We start from the raw sequence: 13,073 nt of genomic DNA on the forward strand, positions 1-13,073 counted from the left end.
GGGGGGCTCCTGACGGGATCGGGCCGCCGCCCGCGGGCGGACGGTCGGGCGCGGAGGAAGGGCGGGGGTCGGGCGGGACCGGACGTCGAGGTGCGGGCGACGGCCGTCCGGGGTCGGTCTCGATCCGGCGGGGGTCAGCCGCCGGCGGCCGACGCGCTCGCGCCGCCGGTGACGATGGCGGCGGTGCCCGTGCCTGCCTCGCGCGCCTCGAGCGCCTGGCGGTGCAGCCGGCCGGCGCGGTAGGACGAGCGCACCAGCGGACCGCTCATCACCCCCGCGAACCCGATGCGGGTGGCCACCTCGGCCAGGGCCACGAACTCCTCGGGACGCACCCACCGCTCCACCGGGTGGTGGCGCGGCGTCGGGCGCAGGTACTGCGTGATCGTCACCAGGTCGCAGCCGGCGTCGTGCAGGTCGTGCAGCGCGGCCACCACCTCGTCGATCTCCTCGCCCATGCCCAGGATCAGGTTGGACTTGGTGACCAGCCCCGCGGCCCGGGCCTGGGTCAGGACGTCGAGCGAGCGCTCGTAGCGGAACGCCGGCCGGATCCGCTTGAAGATGCGCGGCACCGTCTCGAGGTTGTGGGCCAGCACCTCGGGCGCGGCGTCGAACACCTCGCCGAGCAGGTCCGGGCGCCCGGAGAAGTCGGGGATGAGGATCTCGACGCCGGTGCCCGGGCTCGCGGCGTGGATCGCGCGGATCGTCTCCGCGTACAGCCAGGCGCCCTGGTCGGGCAGGTCGTCGCGGGCGACGCCGGTGACGGTGGCGTAGCGCAGACCCATGGTGGCCACCGACTCGGCGACGCGCCGCGGCTCGTCGCGGTCGAGCGGCTCGGGACGGCCGGTGTCGATCTGGCAGAAGTCGCAGCGGCGCGAGCACTGGGACCCACCGATGAGGAACGTGGCCTCGGCGTCCTCCCAGCACTCGTAGATGTTGGGGCAGCCGGCCTCCTGGCACACCGTGTGCAGGCCCTCGGAGCGCACCAGGCCGGTGATGCGCTGGAACTCCGGGCCGGTGCGCAGGGTGGTCTTGATCCACGACGGCTTGCGCTCGATCGGAACCTCGGAGTTGCGCGCCTCGATCCGCAGCATGCGCCGGCCGTCCGGCGCGGTGGCCACCACGGGGTCGGTGCCCTCGGCCAGCTCGGTCATCGTGTCGCCCACCTCTCGAGTCCGTCGGACAGCCGCTGCTCGACGAGCGGGAGGACGTCGGCCACGGTGACCGTGCGGCCGAGCTCCGCCGTCAGGGACGTGACGCCGGCGTCGCTGATGCCGCACGGCACGATGCGGTCGAACCAGGCCAGGTCGCAGTCGCAGTTGATCGCGAACCCGTGCATCGTGACGCCGCGCGAGACGCGCACGCCGATCGCGGCCACCTTGCGCTCGGGCCGCGTGCCCACCAGCGGCAGGTCGGCGGGCACCCACACGCCGCTGCGGCCCTCGACCCGACCGGTGGCCAGGCCGAGCTCGGCGCACACGTCGATGAGCATCGCCTCGAGCCGGCGCACGTGCTCGACGACGTCGACGGGCTCGGGCAGGCGGACGATCGGGTAGCCCACCAGCTGCCCCGGGCCGTGCCAGGTGATCATGCCGCCGCGGTCGACGTCGACGACGGGCGTGCCGTCGGTGGGCCGGTCCTCGGGCCGCGTGCGGCGTCCGGCGGTGTACGTGGGCGGGTGCTCGAGCAGCAGCACGGTGTCGGCCCGCTCGCCGGCGGCGACGTCGTCGAGCACGCGCCGCTGGAGGTCCCAGGCGTCCTGGTAGGGCACCGCCTCCGCGCCGAAGCCGAGCCGCACCACCTCGGTGCCCGACGCCCGCAGCGGGCGGTCGGCGTGGGTCGCGGTCACCGCACCAGCCTAGGCCCGCCGGTTGCGGCCCGCCGACCGCGTGCGCTGCGGGCGAACCCGGACGGGGTGCACCGGCCCCGGACACGCGGACGCCACGGGCTCCCGGTCCTGGAGTACGGGAGCCCGTGGCGCGTCTGCGGCGACCGTGCCGTCATCGACGGCACGGGCACGGATCAGGGGTGCGCGGGGTGCGCGGGGTGCGACTTGTGCCCGGCGTGCGAGGGGCGCGAGTGCGACGGGTGCCCGTGCCGCGTCGGCTCCGTGGTGGTGGTCGCGGCGCTCGGGTCGGTGCTCACGGACGGGTCGGGGGTGGAGCTGGGGCGGCCGTGGTGCGGGACCGTCGCGCAGTACTCCTCGATCGTGCCCGTGACGGTGCCGGGGGCCGCCGAGGCCGCGGCCGCGAGGTTGCGGTAGGCGATCGACTGCGGCGCAAGCCCGCCGTGCAGGTAGGCGTTGCACAGGCCGAAGGCCGCGGGGCCGGTCGCGTCCGGGCCCACCGGGCCGGCCGAGCCGGTCATGGTCGGGTCGGGGGCGTCGGACTGGTCGCCCGAGGCGCCCGTGGTGTCGCTGGAGCTGGTGCTGCCCGACGGGTCGGCGCTGGTGGGGTCCCCGCTGGTGGGGTCGCCGCTCGTGCTCGGGTCGGTCGTGGCGTCGTCGCCCTGGTCGCCCTGGTCGCCCCCCTCGTCGGCGGCCGGGGCGGGCGCACCCGCGAGGGTGTGCGCGACGGACTGGATGGGGGAGGGGAGCACTCCGGCGTAGGCAGCCGCAGCGCCGCCGCCGAGCACGATGGTGCTCGCTCCGACGACCCCGGCGAGGGCCTTGGCGGACAGGGCGGTGATGAGCATGGAGGTCTCCCTGGGTGGTCGGTCCGGTCCCCCGGGGAACGGCAGCCGGTCGCGCCCTGTTACGGGTTTGCCGGTTCTTGTACGGAATTGCGCCGTTCGGGTGACGGATCCCGACCGAGGCCGCCCGACCGCCGGTCAGGCCCGCTGGGCGAGCAGGTCGCGCAGCGTCGCCGCGGTGGGGACCCGCCCGGAGAGCACCACGTCGCCGTCCACGGCCAGGGCGGGAGTCCGCAGCACGCCCCACGCGGCGATCTCGGCCGGGTCGGTCACGTGCTCGACGGCGGCGTCGAGGCCGAGCGACTCGACGGCGTCGCGCGCGGCCTGCTCCAGCGCGCGGCAGTTGGCGCAGCCGGAGCCGAGGATCGTGATCTCCATGGTGGGCTCCCTCAGGTGAGCAGGGCGTTGAACAGGTAGCCGACGGCGACGATGCCCGTCGCGACGACGGCGACGTAGGTGACCAGCAGCGGCACCCGCAGCACCCGCCGGAGCAGGATCAGCTCGGGCAGCGAGAGCGCGACGACGCTCATCATGAACGCGAGCAGGGTCCCCATCGGGAGGCCCTTCTCGTAGAGGGCCTGCACCATCGGCATGATCCCGGCGGCGTTGGAGTAGAGCGGGACGCCGATGGCCACGGCCACCAGGACGCCGGCGGCGTTGCCGGGCCCGGCGTACTCGGCGAACAGGTCCGTGGGCACCCAGCCGTGGATGACCGCGCCGAGCCCGATCCCCAGCAGCAGGTAGGGCCAGATCCGCCGCAGGATGCTCGCGACCTCCTCCACCGACAGCTGCACCCGGTCGTCGAGGGTGAGCCCGGCGGCCGGGTCGACCGGCTGGCCGCGCAGGCGGGTCTCGAAGACGAACGGCTCCACCCACCGCTGCACCCCGAGCCGGCCCAGCACCCAGCCCGCGACGATCGCGACGAGCAGGCCGGTGGCCACGTAGGCGAGCGTCACCTGCCAGCCGAACAGGGTGAGCAGCAGCCCGATCGCGACCTCGTTGACCATCGGCGAGGCGATGAGGAACGACAGCGTGACCCCGATCGGGACGCCGGCCGCCACGAAGCCGATGAACGCGGGCACGGCGGAGCACGAGCAGAACGGGGTGACGACGCCCAGGCCCGCGGCCACCACGTTGCCGACGCCCTCGCGCCGGCCGCCGAGGATCGCCCGGGTGCGCTCCACGCTCATGTACGAGCGCAGGAAGGTGACCACGGCGATCACCAGCACCAGCAGGAACGTGATCTTGACGGTGTCGTAGAGGAAGAAGTGCAGGGTCTCGGTCACCCGCGAGGCCGGGTCCATCCCGGCGAGCCCGTGCAGGAGCCAGTCCCACACGTGCTCGTTGAGCAGGTAGAGCCCGAGCCAGACGACGCCGGCCCCCGCGAGGGCCAGGGCCCGGCCGCGGCGGCTGGCCGGCAGGTGCGGCACCCGCTCGAGCACGCTCATCGCGATCGGCCGCCGGTGGTCGGCAGCGCGGCGGTGAGCCGGTGGTGCGCGTCGGGGGCCAGCCGGTAGTCGACCCAGCGCCCGCGACGGGTCGCCTCGACCAGCCCGGCCTCGCGCAGCGCGCGCAGGTGATAGGAGAGCAGCGTCGGGGAGACGGCGACGTCCGCCTGGATCTCGCAGACGCAGCGCGGCTGTCCCGACAGGCCCGCGAGGATCTGCCAGCGCACCGGGTCGGCGGCGGCCGCGAGCAGCGGCGCCGACCCTCCCGCGCGGGACGATCCAGCCACGGTTGAAGCGTCCGCCCGTCCCGGGGGCGGTCGCGCGGCAGGGGAGCGCGTGTGGCGGACCAGACACGGCCGGCCGGCGGGACGGCGGCGCACGTTGCCGGTCCGCCGCGACAGAGCGGTCGAGGAGGGACGCCGGGGCAGCCTCAGACGGCGAGCCCGTCGACCACCTCGACGGCGGGCAGCTTGGTCAGCTCGCGCGGGTCGAGCAGCAGCTTGCTCGTGCGGTTGCCCCCGCCCATCACGACGCGCGGCCGGTCGAGCACGGCGGCGTCGACGTAGACGGGATGGCCCTCGAGCCCGACGGCCGTCACGCCGCCGATCATCATGCCGGTGACCGCGCGGGTGACCTCGGCGTCGGCGAACGAGAGCCGCTTGACGCCGAGCAGCCCGGCGACTCGGTGGTTGACGTCGAGGCGGGTGGTGCCCAGCGCGACGCACACGGCGTAGCGGACCGGCTCGACCTTCTTGGAGGCCACCAGGATCGTGTTGGCCGAGTCGTCGAGGGAGAACCCGTAGTGCGCGCAGAACGCGGCGGTGTCGGCGAGCTCCGGGTCGCACGCGAGCACCTCGTGCGCGATGCCGTGGGCCGCGAGGGCCGCGGCGACGGCGGGGTCGAGGTGGGGCGCGTCCACGTGCCGCTCAGTCCTCGTCGTCCGGGAACACCGAGCCGGCGCCGACGGGGGAGGCGTCGAGGCGGGCCACCTGCTCGGCGCTGAGCTCGACGTCGGCCGCCGCGGCGCTGGCGTCGGTCGTGGCGGCACGGGTCGAGCCCGGGATCGGCACGACGGTGGACCCGGCCGCCCTCAGCCATGCGAGCGCGACCTGCTGGGCGCTCACCTGGGTGCCGGAGGACGCCGACACCTCGGCGGCGACCGCGGCGAACTCGGGGTGGAGCCGGCCGAGGTCGCGGGCCTCGTCGCCGCCGCCGAGCGGCGACCACGGGAAGTAGGCGACGCCGTGCTCGATCGCCCAGCGCAGCACGTCGAGGTCCTCGCGGTAGCGGGGGCTGCGCTCGTTCTCGACCGCGGCCACCGTGCCCCCGCTCACGTCCCACGCCACGAGGCACTCGTCGAGGTGGACGTTGCCGATGCCGACCACCGGTGCGAACCCGGCCTCCCGGACTGCCAGCAGGTTCTCCACCGTGGTGGCGAAGGGCTGCTGCTCGCGGTTGACGCGGTGCAGCAGGATCGCGTCGGGCACGAGGCCCAGGCGCGAGACGCTCGCCTCGGCGGCGGCCAGCAGGTGCTCGCGGGAGCCGTCGCGGCCCCACACGTCGGGCCCGCCGTCGGCCCCCGGCGCTCGGGTGATGCCGATCTTGGTGACCACCACCAGCGCGTCCCGCCCGCCGGACCAGGTGCGCACGGCCTCGCCCACGAGCTCCTCGTTGTGGCCGTAGCCGTAGCCGTCGGGCGCGTAGATGTCGGCGGTGTCGACGAGGGTCAGGCCGACGTCGAAGGCGTGGTGCAGGACGCCGATCGCCTCGTCGCGCGGCCGGTCGGCGCGGCCCCCGGTGCCGTCGGACAGCGGCATAGCCCCGATGCCGACGGCCGGCACGGGCTTGGCGGTGAGCAGCGGGATCGACAGGTGGCGCACGGGTCCTCCAGGTCTGGGTCGGCCCCGGTGCGGCGGCTCGACCACGGGGTGGTGCGGGCGGTGTGCGGGAGCGGCGTCAGTCGATGCGGCCCGGTGCCAGGCGCGTCTCGACGACGCGGTCGCCGTCGCGCTCGACGCGGTAGGCCGCGGGGCCGGCGAGCGGGTCGACGTCGACGTCCGTGACGACCTCCACGGGCTCCTCGCCCTCGTAGAGGATCCCCACGCGGTCGTCCGTGGCGTAGGACAGCGGCAGCTCGCCCGAGGCGACGAGGGACTGCAGCAGCGGGCGGCGCTGCTCCTCGCTGTCGTAGTGAACGCCGTTGCCGTAGGGCAGCAGCCCGAGGGCCGGCTTGTGCAGGCGCAGCGTGGGGCCGAACGAGTCCGTCGGACCGCCCACGTGCCAGCAGATCGAGCCGGCGCTCACCCCCGCGAGGACGGTGCCGGACTCCCACGCGTCGCGCAGGGCGACGTCCACCCCGTGCAGGCGCCACAGCGCGAGCAGGTTGGCCACGGAGCCGCCGCCGACCCAGACGGCGTCGGCGCGGCCGACGGCCTCCTCGACGGGCTGGTTGGGCATGGTGAACAGGGACAGGTGGTCGACGTCGACGGACAGGCCGGAGAGCGCCTGGTAGTAGCGGGCGAGCCGGGGGCCGTCGTCGCCGCTCGCGGTGAGCACCAGCAGCAGGCGCGGGCGCTGCTTGCCGGTGAGGCGCAGCACCTCGAGGACGGTGCGGCCCGGCGCCGCCGCCTCGTAGCGCTCGGTCGGGAGGAACCCTCCGCTGGTCGCGAGGATGCGTCGCGTCGTCATGCCCGAGAACCTACGCGAGGGCCTCGGCGCGGCTCGTCGGGGTTCCTGGCCGGGTGCGGCGCGGGGCTGTGGACGACGCCGGCGGCGGCGGCGCGCGCCGACCCACCCTGGGCGCATGCCGCGATCCGACCCCGAGCTGCCCGTCGTCGAGCGCACGAGCGTTCCGGGCGGCGACCCCCCGCCCACCGAGCGGCTGGAGGCGCTGAGCCGCGTGCGCGCGCCGGGTCTCTGCCCGCTCGTGAGGGTCGGGTCGGCCGGGGCCGGCACCTGCCTCGTGCACGCCGTGCCGGCAGCTGCCGTCGAGGTGGCGGCGCTGCGCCGCGGCTGGCCGTGGCGCGCCGGCCACGTCGTCACCCTGGCCCTCGGCGTCGCCGACGCGCTCGCGGCGCTGCACGAGGCCGGGCTGGCGCACGGCGCGGTGTCGGCGTCCACGGTGCTGGTGGCGCCGGACGGCTCGGTCCACCTGGCCGGCACCGGGCTCGCGTGGTCGCCACCGCCCGGCGAGCCCGGTGGCCCGAGCCGGGCCGGCGACGTGGAGGGGCTCGGCGAGCTCGCGCGCGACCTGCTCGGCGCCGGCCCCGGCACCTCCGCGCTCGTGCTGACCGCCCTGCGGGCCTGCGACCCGGACCCGGCGCAGCGGCCCGATCTCGCCACGCTGCGCACCGCGCTCGGGCGCTGCGCCCGGCCCGACCCCCTCCTCGAGCTGCTCTGGGACGACGGGCCCCCGCCCGGGCCGGTGCCTCCCGGGGGAGCGGTCACCGCGCGTCCGGCCCGCCCTGCGGGTCGTGACGCCGGGCCCGGTGCAGCGCTCGCCTCGGATCCCGAGCCTCCCGAGCCTCCCGAGCCGTGGCGCCGTCGCCGCGAGCCCTCCCCGCTCCCGCGGCCCGTCCCGCCGGCGCGGCGCACCGCCTCCCGGGGGATCCGCGCCGTCGCCGCGGACGGTGAGCCCCGTGCGGTGCGCGACCCCAGCCGTGCGGGTGCCCGGCGGCCGGCCCGCGCCCCGGCCCCGCCCCGGGCCGGGGGGCGACGAGCACGGCGGTCCCGCGGGCCCGGACGCATGTCCGTCGTGACCGTGGCGGCCGCGGCGGTCGTGTCCCTGCTGCTGCTCGCGGCGCTGCGCGTGCAGAACGGCGCGCTCGCCTCCGACCGTGCCCTCGCGCCGCCGACTGCGTCGGCCCCGGTCCCGCTCCTCTCCGCGCCGTCACCGCCGGGCTCGGCCGCCTCGTCCGGCTCGGCGACCCCGGCCGCGTCCACCGCGTCCACCGCGTCCACCGCGTCCACCGCGTCCACCGCGGGCCCGGCCGCCGCCGCCCCGACCGGGTCCGGGGCACGCGCCTCCGCGGGGCCCGCAGGTGGCGGTGCAGCGGGGGTCCCCGGGCCGTCGGGCCCCGGGCCGGCCGGGCTCGTCGTCGACCGGGCCGACCCGGGGTGGGAGCCCGTGCTCGCGGCGGTGGACGCCGGCCGCCTCGCCGCGCTCGCCACCGGGTCCGTCGAGCGGCTCGCGCTGTGGGTCGACCCGCACGGCTCGGCGTGGGCGGCCGACTCGGCCCTGGCCCGGCGCGTGCACGACCTCGGCGCGGTGCTCGAGGGCGGCGCGCTCGAGGTGATCGAGGTCCGGCCGGTCCGCACGTCGCCCGGCACGGTGGTGCTGCTGGTGCGCGACCGCCGCGACCCCTACACCGTCGAGGTCGACGGCGTGCGCACCGCGGTGCCCGAGCGGGCGGCGCGCTGGTGGCGCGTCACGCTGCGCGCCGAGCAGGACGCGTGGCGGATCGCGGGGGCGGTGCCGGTCGACGCGCCGTGACGCGGCCGGTCGAGCCCGGGTCGAGCCCCGGCCGGGCGGCGTCAGCCGGCGAGGAGGTCGCGCACGATGTCGTCGACGGTCGGGTCCGCGAACTCGAAGCCGGTGTCGAGCAGACGCCGCGGCTCGAGGCGCTGGTCGATGAGCAGCTCCTCGGCGAACTCGCCGAGCACGGCCCGCAGGGCCACCCCCGGCACGAACGCGAGGGTGGGGCGGTGCAGCGCCGACCCGAGGCGCGAGGTGAGGTCGGCGACGGTCACCTGCTCGGGGGCGGCGAGGTTCACCGGCCCGTCGAGCCGCTCGTCGTCCATGAGGTGGCGCAGCGCGGCGACCTCGTCGCGCAGCGAGATCAGCGACCACCACTGCCGTCCGCTGCCGAGCCGGCCGCCGATGCCGGCCCGGAGGATCGGCAGCCAGCGGCCGAACGCGCCGCCGTCGGGGTCGGCCACGACCGCGGTGCGCGGGTGCACCACGCGCACACCGCGCTCGCGCGCGGGCCCGGCGGCCTTCTCCCACGCCGCCGCCACGGTCGCGAGGAACGTGGCGCCCCGGGGCGCCGTCTCGTCGACCGCGCTCGGGCCGGTGTCGCCGTAGTAGCCCCCGGCGCTGCCGGACACGAACACGCGCGGCGGCTGCTCGCACTCCGCGATCGCGGTGGCCAGGCACGTCGTCGACGCCACCCGCGAGTCGAGGATCTGCGCGCGGTAGCGGTCGTCCCAGCGGTGCTCGCCCACGCCGGCGCCGGCGAGGTTGACGACCGCGTGCGCGCCGGACACGGTCGCCCGCAGCGCCGGGGTGGCCCCGCTGCCGCCGAGCGAGGGGTTCCAGGTGACCTCGTCGTCGGCGCGCGCCTCCCGGCGCACGAGCCGCACGACGTCGTGGCCGTCGGCGCGCAGCGCCTCGACGAGCGCGGTGCCGATGAGCCCCGACGAGCCCGCGACGACGACGGTCATGACGGTGCGCCGGCCGACCGTGGCCGGGCGGAGCCGGCGCGTCGCTGCGTCATGTCAGCCCAGGCCGAGCTCGGCCTCGAAGCTGCCGTCCTCGAGCCGGGTCTTCATGGCCATGAGGAAGCGGGCGGCGTCGGCGCCGTCGACGAGGCGGTGGTCGTAGGAGAGCGCGAGGTAGACCATCGAGCGCACGGCGATCGAGTCCGAGCCGGTCTCGTCGGTGACCACCACCGGCCGCTTCACGACCGCGCCGGTGCCGAGGATGGCGACCTGCGGCTGGTTGATGATCGGCGTGTCGAACAGCGCGCCGCGGCTGCCGGTGTTGGTGAGCGTGAACGTGCCGCCGGACAGCTCGTCGGGGCTCACCTTGTTGGTGCGGGTGCGCTCGGCGAGGTCGGCGATCTTGCGCGCGATGCCGCCGATGTTGAGGTCGCCGGCGTCGCGGATCACCGGCACGAGCAGGCCGCGCTCGGTGTCCACGGCGATGCCGAGGTGCTCGCCGTCGTGGTAGGTCACCGTGCCGGCGTCCATGTCGATCGAGGCGTTGAGCTGCGGGAACTGCTTGAGCGCCTCGACGGCGGCCTTGGCGAAGAACGGCAGGAACGACAGCTTGACGCCCTCGGTGGCCTCGAACTGGCCCTTCGCGCGGGAGCGCAGCACCGAGATGCGCGTGACGTCGACCTCGACCACGGTCGTGAGTTGGGCCGAGGTCTGCAGCGACTCGACCATGCGCTCGGCGATCACCCTGCGCAGCCGGCTCATCTTCTCGGTGCGCCCGCGCAGGGGCGACGCCGAGGCCGCGGGTGCGGACGGCGCGGCAGGAGCGGCGGCGGCCGGGGCGCTGGGCGCCGCCGCCTCGCGGGCGCGCGCCGCCGCCTCGAGGACGTCGGACTTGCGGATCCGGCCGCCCACGCCGGTGCCGGTGACGGTGGCGAGGTCGACGCCGTTGTCGGCTGCGAGCTTGCGAACCAGCGGCGTCACGTACGCGTCCGACGGCGCCGCGCTGCCGCTCGCCGCCGGAGCGGGGGCGGCCGGAGCCGGGGCAGCGGGAGCCTGGGCGGCGGGCGCGGGAGCCGGGGGAGCGGCGGGGGCGGGCGCCGGTGCCGCGGGTGCGGCGGGAGCAGGCGCGGGGGCTGCGGGAGCCGGCGCGGGAGCCGCGGCCGCCGGGGCGGGAGCGGCCGGGGCGGGGGCAGGGGCGGCGCCGGCGGCGCCGATGACGCCGAGCTGCGCGCCGACCTCGACGGTGGCGTCCTCGGGCACGGTGATCTCGAGCAGCACGCCGGCGACGGGTGCCGGCAGCTCGGTGTCGACCTTGTCGGTGGAGATCTCCAGCAGCGGCTCGTCGGCCGCCACGGTGTCGCCCACCTGCTTGAGCCAGCGCGTGACGGTGCCCTCGGTGACGCTCTCGCCGAGCGCCGGGAGCACGACCGGGGTGCCGGTGCCGGCACCGGACGTGCCGGGCTCGGGGGCGGCGGGCGCGGCCGGAGCGGCGGGCGGAGCCGCCGGCGCGGGGTCCGCCGCGGCGGGAGCGGGGGCGGGAGGGGCGGGAGCGGCTGGGGCGGGCGCGGCCTCGGCGGCGGGGGCCGCGGGCGCGGCCGGAGCGGCGCCGCCTGCCTCGTCCGCCGAACCGATCACGCACAGCTCGCCGCCGACCGGCACGACGTCGTCCTCAGCCACGGTGATCGAGAGCAGCACCCCGGCCGACGGCGCGGGGATCTCGGTGTCGACCTTGTCGGTGGAGACCTCGAGCAGCGGCTCGTCCACCGCCACCGTGTCGCCGACCTGCTTGAGCCACCGGGTGACCGTGCCCTCGGTGACGCTCTCGCCGAGCTGGGGCATCGTGACGGAGACCGACATGGCCTGGGTGACTCCTTCGGATCGTCGTGCTGCGGAGATCGGGGCTGCGGCGCGGGTCCCATCCTCGCGCCGCGGGCCGCGGCCCGCCGCCCGGTTGGGCGGGTCGGGCCCCGGTGCGGTCAGGAGTGGGAGTGCAGCGGCTTGCCGGCCAGCGCCAGGAAGGCCTCGCCGAACGCCTCGTTCTGGGTGGGGTGCGCGTGCACCAGGCTCGCGACGTCCTCGGGGTAGGCCTCCCAGTTGACGACGAGCTGGCCCTCGCCGATCAGCTCGCCCACGCGGGCACCCACCATGTGGACGCCGACGACGGGACCCTCCTTGTGGCGCACGAGCTTGACGAAGCCGGCGGTGCCGAGGATCTGGGACTTGCCGTTGCCGCCGAGGTTGTACTCGTAGGTCTCGACCGCGTCGGCGCCGTACTTCTCGACCGCCTGCGCCTGGGTGAGGCCCACCGAGGCGACCTCGGGGTCGCAGTAGGTCACCCGCGGGATGCCCGCCTCGTCGATGACGTGCGGCGCGAGGCCGGCGACCTCCTCGGCCACGAAGATCCCCTGCTGGAAGCCGCGGTGGGCCAGCTGGAGGCCGGGCACGATGTCGCCGACGGCGTAGACGCCGTGCACGTTGGTGCGCAGGCGCTCGTCGGTGAGCACGAAGCCACGGTCCATCGCGACGCCCACCTCCTCGTAGCCCATGCCCGACGCGCTGGGCCCGCGGCCGACCGCCACCATGAGGTAGTCGGCCTCGAGGGTGGTGCCGTTCTCCAGCGACACCACGACGCCGCTGTCGGTCTGCTTCACGCCGGCGAACCGGGCGCCCACGTGCGAGGTGATGCCCCGCTTGCGGAACGCGCGCTCGAGCGCCTTCGAGCAGGCCTCGTCCTCGTTGGGCACCAGCCGGGGCAGCGCCTCGACGATGGTCACCTCGGCGCCGAAGGAGCGCCACACGCTGGCGAACTCCACGCCGATGACGCCCCCGCCGAGCACCACGACGCTCGACGGGACGTGGTCGAGGTTGAGGGCCTCGTAGGAGGTGATGACCCGCCCGCCGATCTCGAGGCCGGGAAGGGTGCGGGCGTAGGAGCCGGTGGCGAGCACCACCGCACGGGTGGCGGTGTAGGTGGTGCCCTCGACGTCGACCGTGGTGGGCGAGGTGAGCCGCCCGGCCCCGGCCACCACCGTGATGCCGCGCGACTTCACCAGGCCCTGGAGGCCCTTGTAGAGCCGCGCGACGACGCCCTCGCGGTACGTCGTCACCTGCGGGACGTCGATGCCCTCGAGCGTGGCCCGGACGCCGAACTGCTCGCTCTCGCGGGCGGCGTCGGCCACCTCGGCGGCGTGCAGCAGCGCCTTGGTGGGGATGCAGCCGTAGTGCAGGCAGGTGCCGCCGACCTTGTCCTTCTCGATCAGGGCCACCGACAGGCCGAGCTGGGCGCCGCGCAGGGCCGCGGCGTAGCCGCCGCTGCCGCCGCCGAGGATGACGAGGTCGAACTGGGTCCCGGACACGGGCGCTCCTCGTGGGTGCGTGTGGTCGGACGGCGCCGCGGCACGGCCGGCGGCACGCACGCCCCGTGGTCGGGACGCGGCGTCCATCCTTCCACCACCGCGCGCCGGGCGTGACCACGGGTGAGCACGCCGGCTGCGCCCG

13 protein-coding genes are annotated in these 13,073 nt (G+C 76.4%); 1 reads left to right on the plus strand and 12 read right to left on the minus strand.

The features are described from left to right. Positions 1-134: 134 nt before the first annotated feature. The 9 genes from lipA to GC157_05410 form a co-directional block, all read right to left on the minus strand. A complete protein-coding gene (lipA, locus tag GC157_05370; GenBank protein MBI1376897.1) occupies positions 135-1,121 on the minus strand; it encodes a lipoyl synthase in 987 nt (328 codons plus the stop codon). A gap of 26 nt (positions 1,122-1,147) precedes the next feature. Further along, the gene (gene lipB, locus GC157_05375) at positions 1,148-1,846 is read right to left on the minus strand and encodes a lipoyl(octanoyl) transferase LipB (GenBank protein ID MBI1376898.1); all 699 of its coding nucleotides are present in this window, start codon (positions 1,844-1,846) and stop codon (positions 1,148-1,150) included. A gap of 173 nt (positions 1,847-2,019) precedes the next feature. After that, positions 2,020-2,691 (minus strand): hypothetical protein, encoded by a 672-nt coding sequence (locus GC157_05380; GenBank protein ID MBI1376899.1) that lies wholly within the window; start codon positions 2,689-2,691, stop codon positions 2,020-2,022. A gap of 135 nt (positions 2,692-2,826) precedes the next feature. Then, entirely contained in the window at positions 2,827-3,066 is a 240-nt protein-coding gene (locus tag GC157_05385; protein ID MBI1376900.1) for a thioredoxin family protein, read from the minus strand. An 11-nt stretch (positions 3,067-3,077) separates the two neighbouring features. Continuing rightward, complete coding sequence (locus GC157_05390) at positions 3,078-4,136, minus strand: permease (protein ID MBI1376901.1); 1,059 nt, start codon at positions 4,134-4,136, stop codon at positions 3,078-3,080. Then, entirely contained in the window at positions 4,133-4,387 is a 255-nt protein-coding gene (locus GC157_05395) for a metalloregulator ArsR/SmtB family transcription factor (GenBank protein ID MBI1376902.1), read from the minus strand. Before GC157_05395 ends, GC157_05390 begins: the two co-directional genes overlap by 4 nt. Before the next feature lie 179 nt (positions 4,388-4,566). Continuing rightward, positions 4,567-5,055 carry a hypothetical protein gene (locus GC157_05400; protein MBI1376903.1) on the minus strand — a complete coding sequence of 163 codons (489 nt, stop codon included), beginning with the start codon at positions 5,053-5,055 and terminating at the stop codon, positions 4,567-4,569. Between the two features lie 7 nt (positions 5,056-5,062). After that, the gene (locus GC157_05405) at positions 5,063-6,016 is read right to left on the minus strand and encodes an aldo/keto reductase (GenBank protein MBI1376904.1); all 954 of its coding nucleotides are present in this window, start codon (positions 6,014-6,016) and stop codon (positions 5,063-5,065) included. A 76-nt stretch (positions 6,017-6,092) separates the two neighbouring features. Beyond that, positions 6,093-6,824, minus strand: a complete 732-nt coding sequence (locus GC157_05410; protein MBI1376905.1) for a peptidase E — start codon at positions 6,822-6,824, stop codon at positions 6,093-6,095. A 115-nt stretch (positions 6,825-6,939) separates the two neighbouring features. Here GC157_05410 and GC157_05415 point away from each other — a divergent pair, with 115 nt between their 5' ends. Then, positions 6,940-8,628: a hypothetical protein gene (locus GC157_05415; protein ID MBI1376906.1), complete on the plus strand. Its 1,689-nt coding sequence runs from the start codon at positions 6,940-6,942 to the stop codon at positions 8,626-8,628. Between the two features lie 41 nt (positions 8,629-8,669). On the opposite strand, the gene GC157_05420 is transcribed toward GC157_05415, so the two are convergent. The 3 genes from GC157_05420 to lpdA form a co-directional block, all read right to left on the minus strand. Beyond that, the gene (locus GC157_05420; protein MBI1376907.1) at positions 8,670-9,578 is read right to left on the minus strand and encodes a TIGR01777 family protein; all 909 of its coding nucleotides are present in this window, start codon (positions 9,576-9,578) and stop codon (positions 8,670-8,672) included. 54 nt (positions 9,579-9,632) lie between these two features. Beyond that, on the minus strand, positions 9,633-11,432 hold the full coding sequence (sucB, locus tag GC157_05425; GenBank protein MBI1376908.1) for a 2-oxoglutarate dehydrogenase, E2 component, dihydrolipoamide succinyltransferase: 1,800 nt from the start codon (positions 11,430-11,432) through the stop codon (positions 9,633-9,635). 119 nt (positions 11,433-11,551) lie between these two features. After that, positions 11,552-13,018 carry a dihydrolipoyl dehydrogenase gene (gene lpdA, locus GC157_05430; protein ID MBI1376909.1) on the minus strand — a complete coding sequence of 489 codons (1,467 nt, stop codon included), beginning with the start codon at positions 13,016-13,018 and terminating at the stop codon, positions 11,552-11,554. Between the last annotated feature and the right edge of the window lie 55 nt (positions 13,019-13,073).

This window comes from Frankiales bacterium (assembly GCA_016125335.1).
Taxonomy (GTDB): domain Bacteria; phylum Actinomycetota; class Actinomycetes; order S36-B12; family CAIYMF01; genus Longivirga.